Origin of the sequence: Bacillus sp. FSL W8-1143, from assembly GCF_037965155.1 — a bacterium.
Taxonomy (GTDB): Bacteria; Bacillota; Bacilli; order Bacillales; family Bacillaceae; genus Bacillus; species Bacillus pumilus.
Genome location: NZ_CP150182.1, coordinates 1611348 through 1633856, shown reverse-complemented (window position 1 = coordinate 1633856; position 22509 = coordinate 1611348). Strand labels below are relative to the sequence as shown.

General features: G+C 38.0%; 18 protein-coding genes. 1 reads left to right on the top strand and 17 read right to left on the bottom strand.

Annotation, left to right across the window (positions count from 1 at the left end; genetic code table 11):
* Positions 1 to 26 precede the first annotated feature (26 nt).
* The 7 genes from rimP to NSQ36_RS08080 form a co-directional block, all read right to left on the bottom strand.
* Positions 27 to 500 carry a ribosome maturation factor RimP gene (gene rimP, locus NSQ36_RS08110; RefSeq protein ID WP_003211398.1) on the bottom strand — a complete coding sequence of 158 codons (474 nt, stop codon included), beginning with the start codon at positions 498 to 500 and terminating at the stop codon, positions 27 to 29.
* Positions 501 to 1157: 657 nt separating this feature from the next.
* A complete protein-coding gene (locus NSQ36_RS08105; protein WP_339207335.1) occupies positions 1158 to 1961 on the bottom strand; it encodes a class I SAM-dependent methyltransferase in 804 nt (267 codons plus the stop codon).
* Between the two features lie 28 nt (positions 1962 to 1989).
* Positions 1990 to 2583: a CPBP family intramembrane glutamic endopeptidase gene (locus NSQ36_RS08100; RefSeq protein WP_251191259.1), complete on the bottom strand. Its 594-nt coding sequence runs from the start codon at positions 2581 to 2583 to the stop codon at positions 1990 to 1992.
* Positions 2584 to 2665: 82 nt separating this feature from the next.
* Entirely contained in the window at positions 2666 to 3475 is an 810-nt protein-coding gene (locus NSQ36_RS08095) for a SagB/ThcOx family dehydrogenase (protein ID WP_050945016.1), read from the bottom strand.
* A 24-nt stretch (positions 3476 to 3499) separates the two neighbouring features.
* Complete coding sequence (locus NSQ36_RS08090; protein ID WP_251191260.1) at positions 3500 to 4846, bottom strand: YcaO-like family protein; 1347 nt, start codon at positions 4844 to 4846, stop codon at positions 3500 to 3502.
* Between the two features lie 2 nt (positions 4847 to 4848).
* Positions 4849 to 5829 carry a TOMM precursor leader peptide-binding protein gene (locus NSQ36_RS08085; RefSeq protein WP_003210769.1) on the bottom strand — a complete coding sequence of 327 codons (981 nt, stop codon included), beginning with the start codon at positions 5827 to 5829 and terminating at the stop codon, positions 4849 to 4851.
* 24 nt (positions 5830 to 5853) lie between these two features.
* Positions 5854 to 6552 carry a hypothetical protein gene (locus NSQ36_RS08080; protein ID WP_003211085.1) on the bottom strand — a complete coding sequence of 233 codons (699 nt, stop codon included), beginning with the start codon at positions 6550 to 6552 and terminating at the stop codon, positions 5854 to 5856.
* 419 nt (positions 6553 to 6971) lie between these two features.
* Here NSQ36_RS08080 and NSQ36_RS08075 point away from each other — a divergent pair, with 419 nt between their 5' ends.
* On the top strand, positions 6972 to 7097 hold the full coding sequence (locus NSQ36_RS08075; RefSeq protein WP_003212531.1) for a plantazolicin family TOMM peptide: 126 nt from the start codon (positions 6972 to 6974) through the stop codon (positions 7095 to 7097).
* Positions 7098 to 7440: 343 nt separating this feature from the next.
* Here NSQ36_RS08075 and NSQ36_RS08070 read toward each other — a convergent pair whose 3' ends face one another.
* The 10 genes from NSQ36_RS08070 to NSQ36_RS08025 form a co-directional block, all read right to left on the bottom strand.
* Entirely contained in the window at positions 7441 to 8160 is a 720-nt protein-coding gene (locus tag NSQ36_RS08070) for a pentapeptide repeat-containing protein (RefSeq protein WP_251191261.1), read from the bottom strand.
* A gap of 144 nt (positions 8161 to 8304) precedes the next feature.
* Positions 8305 to 9051 (bottom strand): ABC transporter permease, encoded by a 747-nt coding sequence (locus NSQ36_RS08065; protein ID WP_003212220.1) that lies wholly within the window; start codon positions 9049 to 9051, stop codon positions 8305 to 8307.
* A 262-nt stretch (positions 9052 to 9313) separates the two neighbouring features.
* Positions 9314 to 10207 (bottom strand): ABC transporter ATP-binding protein, encoded by an 894-nt coding sequence (locus tag NSQ36_RS08060; protein WP_003211121.1) that lies wholly within the window; start codon positions 10205 to 10207, stop codon positions 9314 to 9316.
* 21 nt (positions 10208 to 10228) lie between these two features.
* The gene (locus NSQ36_RS08055) at positions 10229 to 10522 is read right to left on the bottom strand and encodes a transcriptional regulator (RefSeq protein ID WP_034619900.1); all 294 of its coding nucleotides are present in this window, start codon (positions 10520 to 10522) and stop codon (positions 10229 to 10231) included.
* Positions 10515 to 11108, bottom strand: a complete 594-nt coding sequence (locus NSQ36_RS08050; RefSeq protein WP_251191262.1) for a hypothetical protein — start codon at positions 11106 to 11108, stop codon at positions 10515 to 10517. Before NSQ36_RS08050 ends, NSQ36_RS08055 begins: the two co-directional genes overlap by 8 nt.
* 236 nt (positions 11109 to 11344) lie before the next feature.
* On the bottom strand, positions 11345 to 12475 hold the full coding sequence (locus tag NSQ36_RS08045; protein ID WP_050945026.1) for a cellulase family glycosylhydrolase: 1131 nt from the start codon (positions 12473 to 12475) through the stop codon (positions 11345 to 11347).
* An 18-nt stretch (positions 12476 to 12493) separates the two neighbouring features.
* Positions 12494 to 13723 (bottom strand): endo-1,4-beta-xylanase, encoded by a 1230-nt coding sequence (locus tag NSQ36_RS08040; protein WP_339207158.1) that lies wholly within the window; start codon positions 13721 to 13723, stop codon positions 12494 to 12496.
* 85 nt (positions 13724 to 13808) lie between these two features.
* On the bottom strand, positions 13809 to 15914 hold the full coding sequence (locus tag NSQ36_RS08035; protein WP_339207156.1) for a glycoside hydrolase family 48 protein: 2106 nt from the start codon (positions 15912 to 15914) through the stop codon (positions 13809 to 13811).
* A gap of 30 nt (positions 15915 to 15944) precedes the next feature.
* Entirely contained in the window at positions 15945 to 17795 is a 1851-nt protein-coding gene (locus NSQ36_RS08030) for a glycoside hydrolase family 9 protein (RefSeq protein ID WP_339207333.1), read from the bottom strand.
* 421 nt (positions 17796 to 18216) lie between these two features.
* Positions 18217 to 22470, bottom strand: a complete 4254-nt coding sequence (locus NSQ36_RS08025; RefSeq protein ID WP_233421743.1) for a PolC-type DNA polymerase III — start codon at positions 22468 to 22470, stop codon at positions 18217 to 18219.
* Between the last annotated feature and the right edge of the window lie 39 nt (positions 22471 to 22509).

Sequence of the window (22509 nt, the reverse complement as noted above, 5' to 3'; positions counted from 1 at the left end):
GGTTCCCCCTTATATCAATGAAAAGGTTAATTGAACGAAACTGCTAATCTTGCGTTAGCTATTTTTTCGTATGGAATATTGATCTCTTTCTTTCTTGTCTTGATCTTCACTGTCACTGTTGCAATCTCACCATCAAAGCTTGTAAGCTCACCTTCAAATGCTTTTTCACCATCAATTGGTTCATATGTTTTCATGAAAACATTTTTTCCAAGTGCTTTTTCAAAATCAGCTTTTTTCTTTAATGGGCGCTCCGCTCCAGGAGAGGACACTTCAAGAAAGTAGTTTTGGCTAATCGGATCTGCCTCATCAAGCTTTTCGCTCAAGGCTTCGCTCACTTTGGCACATTCTTCGATATCGACGCCTTTATCAGAGTCAATAAACACGCGAAGGAACCAGTTTTGACCCTCTTTGACAAATTCAACATCAACGAGTTCAAGCTGTAAGCCATCTAAAATTGGCTGTACCATTTCGCTTACGACATCCACTACTTTTTTGCTCATTCTCTTCCTCCTTGTGCTTTCGATAAACGCTCTTATCAATCATTCTGCATAAAAACCCTGCTTTATGTGAGCAGGGGGAGCAGAAAACGGATGAATAATGTCGAGACAAAAATTGCCTGTTCAATACAAAAGAGCGGGTTTCCCCACTCTTGTCTCGGTAATCGTTAGCATTTCCATAAAAACTATACCATATCCAATTTTTTTATGCAAATGAAGTTCTTCCTTATAACAGGTACTCGTAAATCGTTTACTTTAAACCAATCATACCTCTCTCTTCCTTTATTATATATGCCAATATGAACAGAACGGGCTGGTGATAATCGCAGCTGTATACTATGGGCGAAGAACAGAACTCCCTATGAAAGATGATCTCCATCTGCACTAAATCATTTCTATGTCGAAAAAGCATTTTGTATTAAACAGAATGGTTGATATTTAATATAGAAGAAAAGAGTGTAAATGTTAAAGAAATAAGCAGGCTTCCATTTTAATCGCTTTGCCTTTGCTCCCTCATTTCAAAGAAAACCCTTCCAACTTGTTTCTAGCGAATAAAATTGAGAAAAAATTCACATCGAACTCCATGGAGAGTAGGCGGAATACTGTACTGATAACCTTAACATTACACATAAAGAAAGGACCATGTTTAGATGGAGTTATTTAGCCAGAATTTTTAATAAGCCACGCATGTAAAAGTACAGGTGCTTTCTGCGTTGAACTGCTATATTGATCTGAAGCCTGTCTTAACGTTTGTTGTAAATTTCCATTTCCTATTAACGATAAAAATTCCATACTAAATGGGCTAAATCCTCCAATTATAGAAGTACCAATCTTATACATCATATCTTCTCTCGGTTTGGTAATATAGGTGAGTAACTGTTCAAACTCAGATAATGTCAACGAGGCATGATATTGATCATATATATACAGTTCTTCTTCTTTGCTCTGAACTGAACTCAATCCACTTTCTATACTATCTCGATTTAAATCAACAATATAAATCATAGATTCATTTGATAAATAAGGAAGTAACTGTTCTAATAATTCGATCGGATTTTCAAATAGCCCAAAACACAGATGTATTAAAATCACATCATAAATTTTAGCATGTGATGAAAAATTTTTTATATCTGTACAAATAAAATTGGCTTTTATATTTAATTTATTTGCACAATGTATGGCTTCTTCAGATGAATCAATCCCAGTCAAATCAGCTAGAGGTAATTGCTTAGATATATACTCAAGCATCTGACCTTGTCCACACCCTATATCTAAAATAGAAACAGGTGTTTTTTTGAATGTTAGTTGATAATAAGAAATGAAAGTTTCAGCTGATAGAAATCGAGTAAATGGTGTTTCTCTATTATCATAATTTGAACTTATTTTTCTTTTATCTGGATCCGAAAACCATGACTGAGCCAGAGCTCTTTTTACTTCAAGCTCTTTGATTTTTTCTTGTATCATCACAGGGTTTACCACCTTTATAAAAGCCTCACCAGTCAGTTTCAGATAATACGGGAGGTTTCGTTTTGAATTCCTTTACTTTGAGAGGGTGAAAAAAATGAATGAACAAATTATGAGAAATATGAAATGCTATCGCTGCTAAAATCCCAAATGCAAAATATGAAATAACTGTAATTAATGTAAAAAGAGACATATAAGCAGTTGACTTAGCACCGCCTAATGGTATATGCAGCAATATAAATCCTATCGAACTTACACAGATTGATATTGCAATAGATTCCCATAAATTCATTAATAAAGCCGGAAGAATAAAGCGCCAAATTACTTCTTCTGATAGAGCAGTCAATGGAAGAAAAACGATTGAATCAACATTGACAGCATATCTACCTTTAAATACAATCACTTTGTTTTTTATTTTCCATAGCACTGATGGTAAAAGTACTCCTAACAAAAAGAAAAATAAAATGCCAAATACATTTTTACTATTCGCGACTTCAACAAAGAGTTCTTGAGAAAGCGCCCCACAGCATATAGAAGCTCCGATAATGGTGAGTCCATCATAGCTCCTCTGAGGTGTGATATATGTTGTTAGCCTTCGATTGGCTGTTGATTTATCTCTCATGATTTTGACAACCATTTTAGAACTTAAGGGACCCAAAAAGTGAATGAGGATCCCTAAAGCTGCTATCATTGAAATCATTTATTTAAGTACCCGCAATCAATGTATAAATTGGGGCATCATCTACCCCATTAAATCCACCGATCAATTCCATCAACTCATCATCGATAAACCCTCCGAACGGTCGACTATTAATCTTCTGTGCAGTAGATAGCATGATCATATTTTGCATGACATGTCCTGCCTCCATAAAAACAAAGCGATAAGAACGATGTCCATACTTAAATCGAGAACGCCAAAAATTAGCTGAAATGACTATAGCAAATGCAAAATCTTGAACTGATTCTTCTTGTAACATTATTTTCTCAAATTCTTTTTCGGAGTAATCACCCATTTTAGTCAATCCTCTTCTATACGGATCGAAATGATAAACACCTTTGTCTAAAGTATCCACTTTGTTGGCTACAATATATAGATCTAGAGGATAGAGCGCACCACCAGATGGTATAGGACGTCTAGGTCCTTCTTTACGCTCTACCAATCCATAACTCTTCTGTAAAACTGTTGAGAGTTGTTCTAATGAAACACTCCCCCCGCTAAAATAATCTGCACTTCTTCGTCCCTTAATGACATCGTCTAAAGATATATTTGTATTTAATGGTTTAGGTAGTGAAATTAATGGTAGGTCATCAAATCTTTTACTTGCATGTGTAGCAATCTTTTGCAAAGTTTGAGATCGAAGCAGTCCTGCAACACCAGGTGCGTCCCATGCCATTGAACCTCTATAGATTTTTGTTGCTTCAAACCAATTTTCAGAAGGATCATCAAACCGTAATGCTTCGTTTCCATACACAACATCAGCCAAATTAGTAGCATGTCTTTCAATACTATTCATATATTTAATCACCTTTCTACGATATTAAGGAAATGGATGCGGAATTGGATTCAGTTCTTCTAATTTAAAAGGTTTATCTACTAAACCTAATTGATAAGAATGTTTTAAAATTCGTTCTCCACCCAACATTCTACCTCTATATAGAACGTCAATCGGTTTATATCCAGGAATAATTGATTTTACGACATATGCACCAGCATCTTTTATATCAGGACTGGTTAAATCAAAAGTTGCTACATGATATCCTTGTTTTGATAAATGACTGACGAGACTAGTCCATAAGATGTCTGGAGAACCATCATCAAACGGTGTATAATCATTAACGTCCACTAATTTCTTACTCGCAGTTAAAAAATCAGCTTCTTTCACAATAGCTGTTCCAGCATAGAGTTTAATATGATCTTCAAAACTATTTATATCACGATGATAATCTACATCTACTAGCGCATTCCCTAATCGTTGTTCTGTTTTTACCCAAGTTCTTGTATACATTCCCTCTATTGCAGCTTTCTCACATGCTCTTTCAATTGAATGAGCAGAGGCAGCGCCAATAGCAAATGGAGCTAAATCTGTATGAGGATTTCTTATCACTGCCAAAATAGTAGGTACACCAGAAAAAACGGTCATGTCTACTAAATGCAAATCAAGAGATGTAGGTTTAATATATCGTTCATAGAAATGTTTTAATCTAGGTGAAGTATTAATATCGATCTGCGGTAAACTTAACTTATTGTACCAAGTAAGCATAAATGCATCTCTTTCAATTGTTTCAAATAAACCTGAGATTGCCGCTTCTTGATATGTAATACCACATGCTAGTCCATTACTAGTTGCATGACCAATATTTGGGTCTCCTGGCCACTCAGTATAGTTTGCAATATGAATTAATTGAGCAGGCGTCCAAACTTCTTCATTATTTTCAGCAACATGACCTTTTCTCCACCATAATTTTGTATCTTCATTCCATACATTATGAGGAAAATTCGGATCTTCATATTGGGTGACAGCATACATTTCCCACTTATCAAAGCCAATTACTGATTTGTTTTCATTGATTAAGTCCTTTTGTGTTCCAAAACAAACTACATCAGAGTTTAAAGGTAAATAAGCTGCACTATATCTTTCTACCGTTTCACCTATAGCTGCTAATCTGGCTGCTGCTGGATTAGCAGACCCTCCCCCATTATAAGAATTAGATGGTACTCCAAATAAAATATTGCTGTCTGTACCATGCGCTCCATATGAATGACCCCATATATCATCAACGTCTCTGAGTTTTCTATACTCTCTACGGACTATCCCAACATAAGGATCCGCCAATTGGTCAAGTATCTCCCATGACTCTTCTAATGTTGTCCATTTATTAACCATAATTAATTTTTCACCTCACCATGAAACCAAACTTGAGGAAAACCGGTATCTGCAGCTGGAGAACACTTAGGGCATCTTGGTACTCTATAAACACGATGATTATGAACAGATACTCCCTTATCATCTAAATTAATTGTTGTAAATCCACCTGGTGTTGCACTTGGTGCGTAATCTTTTAAAGTGAGCCATTCTAGAATTAAATTACTTGCAATCCCGATTTGAACTAAATTAATCGGCATATGATAAACCGGCTTCTTTTCAGGATTTACAGGTTTGATTTTCATTAAGTCTGAACGCAGTACTTCGTCAGAAAAGTTCGCTGATTTTCGAAGGTTATAACAATGTAAACAAGCTGATTGATGTGGTATGAAAAATGGACCTACCCAAGATGTCTGTCCATCATATGGCACAATGCTTAACCAAGGTATATGGTCTTCTAATGCTAGGTCATTTATTTCTTCCAAAATCGGATCTAAATGAGATTTACCAATAGCAACCCTGATATTTGGTTGCTTAGTTATTTCTCCCTTAAGCACTACATGTAGCCCTGCCTCTTGCAAATGACGTATGAATTCTACAGCAACTGGATTGTGATCCTGCGCAATCACTTCAACAATCCCTGTTTTTAAACGATCTAGTATATCTTCAACCAATACTTGGCCACCGGCTCTTTCATAAGACAAAAGCGCAGTCAAATCAAAGTTCATATCAGTCTTAACACATATTCCATTCGCAACTAAAAATTCGAGGACATGTTTTAATTGATCACTCTCAATTTCAAAATTCTCCTCTAGCTCTTTAATTGAAACCCCATTATCTTTCGTGAGATGATTAGAAATTTCTTGAATAAATTCAATAATTCCTTCACCTTCAATTTTGGTGACAGTTTGCGCTTTTAAACCAATCAAACTGTCTTCTAATTTACCCAGCGTAACGTGTGGTGCTAATTTATATCTCGTGCTTTCTTGTTCTTTAACAAACATACATTATTCCTCCTTTAAGAATAACTAATTTGTATTTTTAAATAATTGTGCACTTGTTGGGGGATGACCAATTATTTGTTCTAGCGTTTTCGTAAATGGCTGTAATTGTTTTGAAGAAGAATATTCCTGAAATCCGACTAACCATTCTAATACATCTAAAGGCATATTATTTTGGGATAAAATTGTTATAACCTCTTCTTTACTTTTACAATATAATTCAATTTTCATGTCTAAATCCTTTTCAAAGATATCCTTAAGCCTACTCATACTTACTAACTCTGGCCCTGTTAAATCATATGCTTTTCCAGCGCGACTTCTAACATCTTTTTTAGGGATCAAACATGCCTTTATAACATCTATTGTATTAATCCAATTAACTCCCTCGGGAGAAAATGCAGTTATTAATTTTCCAGTAGCACCTGCCCATCCTCTATAAAGTTCTATATTGATATCAAGCGGTGAAGTCCTATAAAGTATACTATTCTGATAAATTTTCAATAATTCACTTTCAAGAGAACCTAGTTCATCCTCGACATTATGCCTTCTATTAGATAAAAGAATTGTTTCCGTTTGAAAATCAGTATTATTTATAAAAAATTCTTTGTCATAATTGACCGCTCCGCCCAAATCAATAACTTGAACAGGGTAGTCGTCATAATCAACTTTCATCTTCTCTAAATAGACTTTTATTGGTTCTCTAATACCGACATAATGAATACTCATAAACAGCACTTCCCTCTTTTCTCTTTCTTATCTCTCAGTTAGATAAAATGATTAAACTTTTAACAGAAATAGTAATCTTCTTTTTGAGTTCTTCATAACATAGTTAACCTCGACTTTTTTCATACATTTACTTAACTTAATATCTAAATACCCAAAATAATTGATCCAAATTAACATCATCCCTCAATTAAAAAATAACATCTAGACCATATAATGACTTTAAATACATAAAATTTTAATTATAGTATTATTTTCCATGGTCATATTAAACCACACTTTTTTGGTGTTATCAATGTACTTTTCAGAAAATATAAAACTTTCACACTTAATTATTGACAAATAAAGACTTATGAACCATCATATGTAATATATCAACTACATAATCTATGTTGATAAATTTTATTTAAGGAGGTTTAAAGATGACTAAAATTACAATTCCAACTGCTTTGTCTGCTAAGGTACATGGGGAAGGTCAACATTTATTTGAACCAATGGCTGCGCGCTGCACTTGCACAACAATCATCTCAAGTTCTTCAACTTTCTAATCAACTTTAGGTTTTTTCGTAATATATATGATTGAAAAAACCTCCCACACACTTAGCGAAGCAGATTAGTTAGGTGTGTGGTCATCTTTTATTTGGAAAAATAGAAATTTTCCACACTTATTCTCCTTAACGAAAACCTTGCATTTAACTCGCTTTTGTAAAGCTCCCTCTTATAATTAAACTAATTCTTGTACTTCAATTTAAATTCTCAACACAACTATTTCTCTTACATATATTTGAATTTCAACCCAAAGACACGGTGATCATGATACTAATGGGGTAATCTAGAGATAGAGGATAAAACAAAAAAGGCTATTGAGATTTTTCTCAACAGCCTACTACGTTAACTATCGATTACTTTCACACCGCTTAAATCAGCCCCTTCTCCTTCTAAGATATGATAGGTCATTTTATCCATTGTCACTCCAATAAAATTTAATTTTTTAAACGTACATGATTTGAAATTAACATTTATTAATTTAGAATTCTCAAAAGAGATGTTTTTAAAATAACAATTTTCAAATGAAACATTTATTAAAGTTGATTCATCAATACGAACATTGGGTAAATGACAGCCATATAAAGATGAATTCGTTATCTCACAATGTTCAAAATGAGATTGAGTCAAATCACTCTTTTCAAAAGTTGATGTGGAAATTTTAGAATTGCTAACATTCATTTTTCTCAGATAACACCCATTAAATTCTGAATGGTTCATCACTTTTTGTACGATCGATAGCCCTTTAAAATCGCACAACTTATACTTAACATTTATAAAAGTCAACCAATCTAAATCAGCATTAACAAATATTTTTTTCACATGCTCTACTCGATTATGATCATCAATATCTAATGTATTGACATCAATGCTTATTTCACCTGATTTCAGCTTTTCAATAAGCATATCCTGAACTTCTTCATCTTTTGTTCCAGCATTCTCCAGTTTTAATTTAACTTTTCCAAGCATCTCTAATAATTCTTTTTTCTTTTCTTCATATGTTTTGTTTTTTTTATATGGCCGAAAACAACTTTCAACATATAATTCTAACTTTTCACTTAACATTGCCCCACTCCTTTTATATAAAAAGACGGCTTACAAGTATTGATTTTTCGGTCAACGTTCTAGAAATAGACTAATTGAAGTTTAGATAAATCATTAAAATTTAAGTTAGTTTATGTGCATAACATTCAGCTGAAATTTTATAGCCTAGCCTCTGGCTCTCTTTATATATTTTTTATAACCAACCAACGAAAGAATAAATCCTAACAGTGTATAACCTATAAGGACTACTGTTACTAAGATCAAATTCTCCCCCCCGGGTAGTGTTGATACTGATTGCACTAAGCCTTGATGTGCCCAATACTGTGGGAAGAGCATTCCAATTATTTTTAAATAACTAGGTAATTGATCAAATGGAGTCCATAAACCACAAGCAACCGCTGTCCCTAAAGCAATCATGTTCGTCATCACTAAACCTGTATTCTCAGTTTTAGCAAATGCGGCGATGGCTACTCCCCATGAAGTTACTTGCATTGATAATAGGACAACTACTAAGAAATACGAGCTGTATTGTGTGATTTCAATACCATATAAGTAAACACCCAAAATGGTTAACAACAAAACTTGAAATAAAATGATGACAAAGAACGGAACACACTTTCCAAGAAAAAAATTATGCGGCTGTAAGGGAGTACTTGCCAGCCTTGCCACAATTCCTTTCTCTCGATCTTTTACAAAGCTAATTACAATTGAAATAATAACAAATGTGGAAAAAAACACACTCATTCCTGTAACCGATTGAGAAGCAACTAATGTTTTTTGTGCTTGTGAACTACCTGATGTAAATAATTCTATTAAAAGAATAATTGAAGCAACTGGCAACAAAATGGTCCAGAACAACAAAGATCGATCTTTCACTTGTTTTATGGATTCGATGCGGACTAATGGCCACATAAAAATCACTCCCGTTATATTAATTTAATTCGCTTTCTTATATCACTTTTAAAATAATCACATTTTTTAATTATTTTACCATTTATAGATGTATTTAATTATAATTAGTCAAATCATCTTAACTAACCTACTTATTATTTTAAATTGAAGATTCACACAAGGTAATTCTGTTCGTTTGATGTATGCCTCTTAACTATGTCAATCACTCTTATAAGTTATATGAATTAAAATACGAGAGTGGTTTTCATTCATAAAGACATTTTTATTGGAATTGATCACGTAAATCTGTTCCTGTTAATTGAAAAAATACATCTTCGAGTCTAGGTCTGTACAAAGATAATTGTTGGGGAACCAATGATTCTTTTTTACTCAGTTTAGCCAAATCTTCTAAAGTTTCTAAGGGTTTTGTTGTTTTAACTAACACACCGCCTTGATAAGTTACAAAGTCATACCCGAGACTAGTTAATGTTTTATTAGGAATCATAGAATCAAAAAAGACAGATGTTTCTGCATAACGATTCAAAAGTTCACCTATTTTTCCTTCTTCAACAATTTTTCCTTTATCAATGAAAGCCACATAATCACATAAACTCTCTATTTCCTCCATATAATGACTAACATAGATAATAGTTCTTCCCTCTTCCTTCAATTTGTTGATTATGTCAAAAATATAGCGTCTTGATTGAGGATCTACCCCCACTGTCGGTTCATCTAAAAGAATTAACTCAGGGGCGTGCATGAGAGCGCAGCCAATATTCAAACGGCGTTTCATTCCTCCTGAAAAATGTTCAACTATATCATTTGCTCTTTCCCACAACCCTACATCTTTTAGTGTTTTTTCTACTCTTTCATCTAATTTCTTCCCTTTTAAACCATAAATCTGTCCAAAAAACTCCATATTTACTTTAGCTGTTAATTTTTCCTCCAAGCTGATGTCTTGGGGGATGTAGCCTAGCGCACTTTTAGACTCACCAACATGCTCAACTTTGCCTTCATAAGATTTAATTATATGAGATATAATTTTCATTAAGGTTGATTTACCAGAGCCATTTGGACCTATTAATCCATAACAAACTCCTTCTGGAATCGTTAATGTAATACTTCTTAACGCTTGGGAAGCTCCGTATTTTTTACTGACGTTTTCTATTTTCAACATTCGGCACCCTTTCCTTTCATCTCATTTATTTTTTAAAATGGCTTCAATAACACTCAAATATTCTTTGTAAGCGTGCTCTCCTAAATCTGTTATACTAACTATTGTTTTTGGTTTTTTATCCACAAAGGTCTTTGTAATTAGCACATAGCCAGCTTCTTCTAATTTTTTCAAATGCGAGCCCAAATTCCCGTCTGTTACAGATAAAGAACCTTTTAAGAAGGTAAAATCACATGTTTCATAAATCATTAATAAACTCATAATCCCTAACCGGACTTTTGGATGGATTAAATCATTTAAACTATTGACATTACTCATTTCCTTGTCCTTTTCTTTTTAAAATCACACCAGTTAATAACAAACTTCCTCCACCAATAAAAGCAAAAATAATGTTCATTAAACTAGGAAATAATAAAAATGTAGTTACACCTAAAACACTTAACCAGAACCCCATAATAAAAATCTCTTTAGCTAGAACAATACCTAAAAGTAAATACATTATGGATACCAATAAAACAATATAAAAGGGTAAATTATCTACTGTATATGGTAATAAACCAACACATATTAAAAAAATAAAGATACCTAAAATGATTCCAAGGCCAAGCCATGTGTATTGCAATTGAGTTCTTAAAAACAAGGGCATTGGTATCATTTTCTTTTGTTTAAAATATGTAGTTAAAGTGATAACCCAGCCCACAATACCTAAAACAAGCCAAAAGACACCTATAGTTATTGGATTAGCAAAAAGTAAAGGTATTGAATACCCCATTATCCAAATAAGGCCCCAAATGATAAAATAAATACTTGTTTGTTTACAATACTCTGTTTTATAGTTTGTAATCGTCTTGATATGAGATAAATTCTCTAATATTTCTGAATTATTCGATTTTTCATTCGGCATAAATAAACTCCTCTTCCACAAAGAACTCTGTACTACAGAGTATAGAGTTAAATTTCCATTTAGTCAAGTTATTGGAAATGTTTTTTACAAATTAAGATAAAAAATAAAAATAACCACCTCCTTTTTTATGGGGAACGAAATCTCATAAATACCTTCTGTCACTTGATCCTTTCTGAAAACTTGGTTTAAGCAATATAAACAGCAAATGAAGTTCCTTATTCAGCAAGCATTCGCCATCAGTTCTTTTCGTTCATTCTTTTCGCATGTTCACTGATAAGGGCTGCCTCCCTGCTCCCTTTTATGATGCGGAAACCGTCATAATCGGGATAGAGCGAATCATCGTCTTGAATGCTTGTTAAAATCCAAAATTGACTACCAGCCCCTCCGAGCCGCTCAACTGCTGACAGCCAGCTTTGGTATACGTCAGGACGTGCTGATTGATTTTGATAGCCAAACTCTTCTAACACAACTGGTTTTCCGATTGACTTCCCGCGGGTGATATGGTCTTCGATCCATTTCACTCCCCAAGCAGCAGACTTGTTCCAATGATCTGGGTACAGATGGTAGGTTCCATAATCGATATTAGAGAGAGCTGTCAAACGGTCCCAATCGACGCCTTCTCCGCCTCTGTAAAACCAATCTTCATGGCCTGGTATGCGAAAAAACCCTTCATCTCCTACTGCAACAAGATGGTGACGATCCAGCGATTTGATCCATGTACTCATTTCATCTGCCCATTTGACTAGTATATTACCCGTTGGATCTGACTGCACACGCGGCTCATTGGCTAGTTCCCAAGTCATAATAACTGGATCGTCCTTATATTGAACACCTGTGTACGTATTCGTTCTTTCTAAAACATAACGCACATAATTTTTGTAAGCATGTTGAATACGAGGATCTGTATAAAAGGCATCATGTGACCCTGCATTGAACCACTTTACGTATTGATTCATCCCGCCAAAGTCATCCCAATTGTTCACTAGTGGGATGACAAGTTTTATTCCTTCCTGCCCCGCTTTATAAATCGCATAATCTAGTTTTTGAAAACCCGATTCTTCATAGACCCCTGGACTAGATTGTAAAACGGAGTTTTCTTGAGGGGCTCCGTCGTGAAATCCCCAAATACGTAAGACCTTTAAATTCATTGCTTTCATATCATCGAACACTGCATCTACCATCTTTTTAGATTTGTAATGGAAATAGTAATTATTTGTACCAGCAAAGTAAAATGGTTGATTGTTCAGCGTAAATTGTGTGCCAGACGTCTGTACATAAGCGGCGGCTTTAATCGTCAGTGAAAACCATCCGGCCCATATAGCGACCACAAGTATGAAGAAGGACACTCTTTGAGTCCACTTTTTCATTTACATTCTCCTCACAATCTATCCTTCTTCAGGTATGATCACATCTAGCCGAAGTGGTGTTTGTTCATTTGAATCAAGTTCAATTGTCTGCTGTTTCAACAGTTTACTTTCTTTACCGATTCGAATCTCATATGTCCCGTGAAATGCTCGACATGTCACATTGCCATTAGCATCTGTTATTTCAACTCTTTGTGTCGTCCACTCATTTAGAAGCTTTTCGTAACGTCTACCTGCTTCATTTAAAGACCAATCGTAATTCACGATGGCCGCATGCTCACCTCTCCAATGGGCACCTGCCCAAAATCCCCACATTAGCACTCCTTTTACGGCTGGATGACTAAATGCGACACGGTATAAAGCCTCTAGGTTATCCGCTCTTCTATTAGCGTCAGGGTGAACAGAGTCGTACTCTGTAACCCATATAGGAAGTCCAAGCTCAGCAAGCACATCGAGCCTCTCTTTTACAACTGCTGGATCGACCCGTTCTTCAAAATGTCCTTGTACACCAATCGCCTCAATAGGTGCGCCTAACTGACGAAGTTCATTGATATGTGCTTTATAAGCATGGTGCTCACCATATGAGATCACATTATAATCATTCACAAACAATCGTGCTTGAGGGTCAATTTTTTTCGTTTCTTCATACATCCATTTCCAAATATTTTTCCCGAAGCGGTCTTTAAAAAATGAACCATGCATCATTTCATTGTTTACATCCCAGTGACGGAATCTTCCTTTAAAGTGATTGCCCGCATGCTCAAGCCGGTTTTTCATGGCTTCATACACTTCGTGATTCGGTAGTGACCTCAGCCAGCTTGGATTGGCATCCTCTACCTCCCAAAATAAAGCGTGCCCCCTTACTGGAAGTTGATGTTTATCTGCAAAATTCAGCATCGCATCTGCTTTTTCGTAGGTGATTCTCCCTCTTTCCGGCTCATTTGCATACCATTTTGCCTCATTTTCAAAAACAGCCCAATTAAAATGCTTCACAAAAAAATCGGCATATTGTTGATTAAATAACACTTGGTCATTCATCGCTGAACCAAATGCAAATTCATGCCTAATTTGCTTCAACTCAACCTCTATTCCTGCTATTGGCTTTTTATCGTGATTTGTGACGTTTATTTCAAGATCTCTTTGTCTATGCTCTGAGATTCGATCATTCGCCTCTTTTTTCCACATCAGATTGATCTGCTCATTTTCGCCCTTGTTTATTGATTGATGAAGAAAACTTCTTTCTTTGACCATGTAAAAACACCCTTATCTTCACTGTATTTATATTTCTTAAACAAACTGCCGGCTCAAAGAAACCGGCAGCTTAAATTTTCACCTGCTAGTTGATTAGACGATGATATTCTGCGTAGGCAGTGGCCATATCCACTTGTGACCAAAAACGGTGATAGGTGAAAACCGGTGCCCCATTCTCCCATTTGCCTGTTGCTTCATTATATGAAGACTGATATTTACTCTCGAGTGAAGACCATGCTGGATCTTGTTTAATGTTTGGACGAAGATCAGCAAAACTCGTATAGACCCCATTACCTCCTCGCTGCGGATCAGAAGGAATAGTGCTTGATCCAGGAATCTGATTCCCTTGACCAAATGTCCCGCTCCAACCATTTGGGAAATACACTTCTTTTTTAAAGAAGCGGTCATAGTCCTCTCTGTCTTCCTCTGTCACAATGCCCACGCCATCATTGTAATTCCACGCCACCTCAAGGAGCTGAGCGGCTGCATCTTTCGCTCTTACGCCAAGCGCTGTATAATCCCCTGTTTCTAGCTTAGTAGCAGCAGCAAAGAAAGTTAAAGCCTTGACGAGACTCCCTAGTACGCCCGTATCCTGAGTTGGATCTTTTGTGACAGCTGTTAAGTTTGGATTTCCTGTTGCAGACTGGAACCCATTCCAAGTATCAGGCTGTCCGCTCCATGCAATATTTCCAGGAAGCCAAAACTCGCCAGGTGCACTCGTTGTAGCCACAGCAGCATTTGTTCCTCCTAGAATTCTTTGTCCTTGGTCATCTAAGAAATACCCCTCTTCATCCGACACAGGACGGCTGCCGATAAAAATGTAATCTAATGCATAGTCGACCCATTTTGTGATACAAGATTTCGCCATTTGGACATTTTCAGAAGTTTTGTCTCCATCTTTCACAAAAATATAATAAAGCTCTGCTACGCGTTCCATCGGCCATGCCTGCATCCCAAACCAGTTATTAGAAGGTGGATCATGGTAAACAGGTGCATCCTCGTATGCCATATCGTAAAAAGTACTTCTTCCCGCCGGATATGCACTATAGTCTCCATTCCAGCTATTGGTTGCGCCTCCTGCTATCGCTCCCTCTTTTGATTGAAGCCATACATAAAATTCAAGCTGCCTTTTTAATGTTTTTTCCCAATCGCTTGCACCGGTAGCGGAAGATGGCTTTAAACCACCTTTGTCTGAGGACAAAGCATAAGCGGCGACAGGGTTTTGATACCCTTGGTGGCAGTGGCTCGCTCCGATACGCCATGACCAGTTTGCATAGTCGCCAAGTCCTCCGCCCCAAGAGGTATACCACGCCATTAAGTAATGACAGGCACCCTTTCCGTTTCCAGGGTACGGATTCCCTTGCTTGCCGCTTCCAATCGTTTGAAAATACTTATCGTACATACCGTAACGGAGAAAATCACCCATTTTTTTCGCTTTATCAAGATAGGTTGAATTATTGTAGCCGAGTTCCTTTGCCCAATACATCGCTTGTATTGCACGCGCATCAGCATCCGTCGCATTGGTATAGCGCCACTGAGCAGCTGGTGCTTGGTTTTCTTTTGTGAACAAGCTCATAAAGCCTTCATTTGGCTTCCCAAAAGATTGATCATCTTGTGATGGATGTGGGATCGCCTCCCATACAGATTCCTGCGGCCCGCGCTGGAACGTGTTTACATATGCGGCTGTATGTGATGGATTGAGTAAGTTCCCATATTTATACCAGTTATCGACATCAAGCAGCCAGTGCATTAAATACGTTTCATTCGTTCCATAGGTTGATTTCAATTCACCATCAATCGGATCTTGACCAGCAGGACGAGCTCCGCTCAGCTGACTAGGATATTGATCTGGATATGGTTTTTCCGCTGCGTATGTGGCTGGGCTAGAAGGATTGTAGGCGCTCATATGCGGCTGCTCATCATTTCCATCTTCATTTACTGGGATGATGTACTTCTCCATATTGTCCCAGGCTGCCTCTAATTTGCTCCAATCCCCTGTGTAATGTCCGTACAACACCTCTAGCCACAGCCAATAGCTATACGCTTCTGACGTTGTCATATGCCCATAATCAGGCGCTTCGCAAATAAGCGTCTCAATTGAATGATACGGAATTCCTTCTGATGAAAAATATCCATTCCCATCACTTTTAATTTGATGATAAAGCGTTAAAAACCGTTCTTTGTTTGACAAATCCTTCACCCTTTCAAAAAATCTTGATTTTTATTTGTCTGGAAGTGTACCAAATACTAAAGCACCATCATCAAAAACAGGAATTCTCGTTGTTTTTTGCATATTGGATGTTAAGCCTTGAAAGGAATAATCATTTGAGGCATCCCATATATTCGACCCATTTGGTGCAGATAATCGAAATTGTATTTCCTTCTTATGCTCTGATTCTCCTCCAGGAAAAATCGCTACGCCTGTAAAATCAATTTCTGCATAATACACGTGAGCTGATGCGTCATATACCTTGAGCGGAGATAAGGAAGCGCCTTCATTGTAGGCGGCTGTCACTTGAATATCTTTTTCAGTGAATCCCTTTGCAAAGACCTCACTCAGATTGACGTAATATCTAAAGGAGAGCGTTTGACTACGTCTAGCCGGCCATCCGGACCGGTTGTATAGAACCGCCTTTACTTGAGTAAATGTTGCATCGTTATTCATCACTGCTGCCTCTACAAAAAACTCATCCTCTGGTTGTTCTTGAGGCGGGAAATTGGGCAGCTTTGATTGCCCTTTTCCAAACAGCTGCACCATTTTGGCTATATTTCCTGTAAAAGCGGCATTATAGTCCGTCGCCACCTCGTTTGATACATAATCAGAGATGTCATCGTCATATTGATCCTGTGCATTAGGTCCGCCAACGAGCGACCCATAAAGAGTGTGACGATGATTCGAAGGATTTGTCAGTTGATTAGACCATGAACCGTGTGCAGTTCGGTGGTGTGGATGCTTCGGCGGGTTCTGGCCAAACCCAACGACATAGCTTCTATTAAGCGGATTATCACCAAGCATATAGTGAGTTTGGTTGATCGCAAACGTTTGGTATCGATTCTTTTTTTCTTCATCTGACACCCAATCAGCGTAAACAAAGGCTAAAAATGCTGCATTTGCTGTATAACGAAGCGAGCCCCATTGATCAAGCCATGCCAAACCGCCAGGCGTATAAGTGATTCTTTCGACTTTTCCATTTTGAACAAAACCTGTGGTCCAGTAATCAAGATTACGCTCAGTCGATTCTATAAATCGATTCTCTTTCGTGATTCTGGCGAGTAAGATTTGCGAAGCAAAAAAAGTATTGTCCCAAGACATGGTAAACGTATAATCCCAATCCTTCGGCCATTCCTCTACTGCTTTTAATGCTTGATTTAAATAGGTTTCTTCATTTGTTGCCAAATGCAGCCAGATTCCCCCCCAAATGAGTTCATCAATATAGCCGCTCCATGAGTTGTAAAACGGCTGAGCGTTTGTGACACAATCTGTATACTCGCCGCGATACCTGTCCGCAAATGCATACAGCTGTTTCGCATGCGTCAGAAGCTTTGCTGCATAAGGGGCATCTGTCTCTTTAAAAATGATAGAGCCCGCTGCTAAAGCTGCCGCAGTTTGTGCGGCCACTTCTGTTCCTGGACAATTTTCATCAATTTTAAAAGCTGGCCGGCTCATCGGCATCACTTCTGCCGGTCCCCACCAAGCATGATCAGCGTTCCCATCACCTACCTGCGCCCAAAACTCGTTCGGACCTGTATGAGCTTTCAAAAAATAATCTGTTGCCCACCTGATTTGATCGAGGATGTCATCAAGCAGTTCTGCCTCTTCATAGGCTTCTCGGTATTCATATACTGTCCATGCAAGCACAGCTGCTGAGTACGCCATTGGAAGTCCAAATTTCACATGATCACCTGCGTCATACCAGCCGCCAGTTAAGTCATGCCCTACATCCTTCCCGTCCTCTAGTCCAGAATCTCCCCGCCAGTTGAGACGGCTGCTTTTAGGCAGTTTTCCAGACCGCTGCGCTTCATAAAACAACAAGGATTTTTGAAGAACCTCTACATAGTTATACGATGCCATTTCTGTATGACTCACCCCTTCTATTTAGTCAAACATGAATAGACAAGCCACCTCCTTTGATTCAGAACGTGATTTGAACAGCTTTGAAAAGAATCAAATATGTTTCAAAAATAAGCATAGTAAACAGCAATCAGCTTTGCGCTCATCGAAGTTTTTTTCTCTTGATTCTTTCTGTGACTGTACCCAGAATGATCATATGTCGATTGAGAACATTTCAGACGGCGAAATTCTCTTTTTTGCTCTATTTGGGTAGAAAGAATGACATACAATCTCTTCTTTTAAAACATCACGCTAAATCAAGGTATATGAATGAATTAGAAAATGATTCCATTTGGTGGAAATTCTTTATTAGTTAACATAATAATATTATTGTATATATAAAAAAGAAACGCCCCTTTAAGGGCGCTCTTCATTGATCGCATTAAAACAAAGAAAGCTGGTTTTGATCAGGAAGTGCTTCTAAGCAGCCTTGACGATCTAAATATTCTAGAATCGTTTTCGACACTTTTCCGCGTTTTTGTAAATCCTCTTTTGAAAGGAATTCCCCATCTTGACGTGCGCGAACAATATTTAACGCAACGTTCGTTCCGAGTCCAGGGATTGAGTTGAATGGCGGAATTAATCCATCTCCATCAATGATAAACTCTGTTGCACTTGATCGATAGAGATCCACTTTTTTGAAATGGTAGCCTCTTTCACACATTTCAAGGGCAAGCTCTAGTACAGTTAATAGGTTCTTTTCTTTCGGTGAAGCATCTAAACCTTTTGAGTTAATATCGTCCATGACCGCTCGAATCGCATTCGATCCTTTTGTCATTGTTTCAATATCAAAGTCATCTGCACGAACGGTAAAGTAAGCCGCATAGTATAAAAGTGCATGATGCACCTTAAAGTAGGCAATCCGTACAGCCATTAATACGTAAGCAGCTGCGTGGGCCTTAGGGAACATGTATTTGATCTTTTTACAAGAATCAATATACCAGTTCGGTACATTATTATTCTTCATTTCTTCTTCCCATTCAGGGGGAAGTCCTTTTCCTTTACGAACAGACTCCATGATTTTAAAGGCAAGTGATGGCTCTAAGCCCTGATAGATGAGATAGACCATAATATCGTCACGGCACCCAATCACTTCACTTAGTTCACACGTTTTATTGTGAATGAGCTCTTGCGCATTCCCGAGCCATACATCCGTCCCGTGTGATAAACCAGAGATCTGAACGAGCTCTGAGAAGGTTGTTGGTTTTGTATCCTCAAGCATTTGCCGAACAAACCTTGTCCCAAACTCTGGAATACCGAGTGTACCTGTTTTACAGCCAATTTGCTCCTCTGTTACACCAAGAGGCTCTGTTCCTTGGAAAATTTTCATCACTTCTGGATCATCTGTTGGAATCGTCTTTGGATCAATTCCGCTTAAATCCTGAAGCATACGAATAACCGTAGGATCATCGTGCCCTAGTATATCAAGTTTGAGCAAGTTGTCATGGATTGAGTGGAAATCAAAATGCGTCGTTTTCCAATCAGAACCTGTCGCATCTGCTGGAAATTGAATAGGTGAGAAATCGTAAATGTCCATATAATCCGGCACTACAATAATACCGCCTGGATGCTGGCCCGTTGTCCGTTTTACCCCTGTACAGCCTTGTACAAGCCGGTCGATTTCTGCGCCCCTCATATGAAGATTATGATCTCCAGCGTAGCCTTTCACGTAACCATATGCTGTTTTTTCTGCAACAGTACCAATCGTACCTGCTCGGTATACATACTCTTCACCGAACAGCTCTTTCGTATAGTTATGGGCAATCGGCTGATATTCACCTGAGAAGTTCAAGTCGATATCAGGGACTTTGTCTCCTTTAAAACCTAAGAACGTTTCAAACGGAATATCATGTCCGTCTTTTTTGTACGGCGTGCCACATTCCGGGCAGTCCTTGTCAGGAAGGTCAAAGCCTGAACCAACAGATCCGTCGTTAAAGAACTCGGAATGCTTACAGCTTGGACATACATAATGCGGCGCAAGCGGGTTCACTTCGGTAATCTCTGTTAAAGTTGCAACAAGAGATGAGCCGACAGATCCCCTTGAACCAACAAGATATCCGTCATCAAGTGATTTCTTTACAAGCTTATGAGAGATTAAGTAAATAACGGCGAATCCATGCCCGATAATACTTTTTAATTCTTTCTCAATACGGTCTTCTACGATTTTCGGCAAATCATCTCCATAGATGCTGCGCGCCATTTGATAGCTCATTTCCCGTACTTCTTCATCTGCACCTTCAATTTTTGGTGTGTATAGGTCATCTTTGATTGGTTTAATGCTTTCGACCATCTCAGAGACTTTTTTCGTATTCGTCACGACGATCTCTTTCGCTTTTTCCTCTCCTAGAAAGGAGAATGCTTCAAGCATTTCATCTGTCGTTCTAAAATGAACTTTTGGCAGTTCATGACGATTCAGCGGATTTGCTCCACCTTGTGATGAAATTAAGATTTTACGATAAATTTTGTCTTCTGGATGCAGATAATGCACATTTCCGGTTGCTACGACTGGTTTATTCAGCTTTTCGCCAAGCTTCACAATGTTTGTGATGATTTCTTTTAACGCACGTTCATCTCGAACAAGCTCCAGCTGTAGCAGATGCTGATACACTTCTGGCGGATGAACTTCTAAATAGTCATAAAATGCTGCAATGTCTTCCACCTCATCAGGTGATTTTTGCATCATTCCTTCAAACACTTCACCCTTATCACAGGCAGACCCAATAATTAAACCTTCTCGATATTTCTCAAGCTGTGAGCGCGGAATGCGCGGCACTCGGTAGAAATAATGAATATGAGAAAGAGAAACAAGCTTGAATAAATTTTTCAGCCCTGTCTCATTTTGTGCGATCAGAATGGCATGGTAAGGACGTGAGCGCTGGTAAGCATTAGACTGACCCATGTTTTCATTCAATTGATCGTGATAGGCAATATCCTTTTCAGCCGCATCTTTTAGCATTTTCAGCATGAGGTAGCCTGTCGCCTCTGCATCGTAAATGGCCCGGTGATGCTGCGTCAGTTCTATATCGAACTTTTTACAAAGTGTGTTCAGCCGGTGATTCTTAAATTCAGGGTAAAGGAATCGGCCAAGTTCCAGTGTATCAATCACAGGGTTTGACGCTTTATCTGTTTTTAACAGGCGTTTGTACGCTGTATTTAAAAAGCCCATATCAAAGCTTGCATTGTGCGCAACAAGGATATCTTGTCCAATCCATTCTTTGAAATCCCGTACGACATCGACGACATCTGGAGCATCTCTGACCATATCATCCGTGATACCTGTTAATTCGATCGTTGTCGCTGATAGTGGGTGATGAGGATTTGCAAATGCCTCAAAACGGTCAATGATTTCTCCGCCCTTTATTTTCACTGCTGCCAGCTCAATAATCGTGTCATACACAGCTGAAAGTCCAGTTGTCTCTACGTCAAATACAACATACGTTGCATCCTCTAACAAACGGTGCTCTGGATTATAGGCAATAGGTACTCCGTCGTCAACCAAGTTGATTTCCACACCATACATCATTTTGATGTCATGCTTTTTACTTGCTGCATACGCATCTGGGAAGGATTGTACAACCGCATGATCCGTCAGAGCAATCGCCTCATGTCCCCATTTTTTTGCTTGTTCCACCAACTTGCCGATGCCAGTAACAGCATCCATTTGACTCATTGGGGAATGCAAATGAAGCTCGACACGCTTTTCACCCTCAGGTGCCGTATCCTCTTTCAGCTGAGGTTTCATTTCATTGACGTCATTGGCAATCATGACAAGGTCTCTAACAAACGTATCGTTTTGAATGCTTCCTCTTGCTTTGACCCACATGCCTTTTTTCAATGATTTCATCAGCTGGGCATCTTCTTTTTCTCTTGCAAACATTTTAATTAAAATACTGTTTGTATAATCTGTAATTTTAAAGATACAAAGCGTTCTGCCGCTTTTCAGCTCACGCGTTTCTGCATCGAATACGTAGCCCTGGACGGTGATTCTTCTTTCCTCATCCATAATACTATCAAGCGTACGAATTTCTTCATTGTCTTTAATTTGATAGCCAATCATGAGAGGGCCAGACGGACCTTCCTCCTGCTCCTCACTTTCCTTCTTCTCCATCTCAGTGAGGGCTTGCATCGCTCTTTCTTGATCTTCAGCAAGCTTTTGTTCTCTGAACTTCTGAATCTCTTGATCTGATACAAAAATTTCTGTATCAAATTGCAATTCTGGAAAGCCTACTTGTTTAAAAGCAGCCTGGAGCATTGGACTGTACTTCTTCTTGATGGCCAAAGCCTCTGTTTCGCTTTTCGTTTTGATGATGATTTTATGTCCAGACAGCGATGGTTTTTGCTGCTGAAGCAAGCTGATAATTGGAGGAGAAATTCCTTGAAGCTCTTCCACACAATGTGACCAATACGATTGAACGAGCTCTTCAGAGATGCTCGAATCATTGACTTCAATCGTGCAAGTGACTTGTGCAATATGAGAAAATGCATTTGTCAGCCTGCTGAGAAACATGGCATATACCTTGTAAGGCAAAAGCGCCTTAAATTTAAAAAGGAAATGCCACGTTTTCGCCGCCTTATGCACCGTCAATTTGACGATTTCTCCTTCTTCAAAGTAACGACTGAGGTCATCATCTGTCATTTGAATCTGATTGAGTAATATATGAAATTGCCGCCGTGT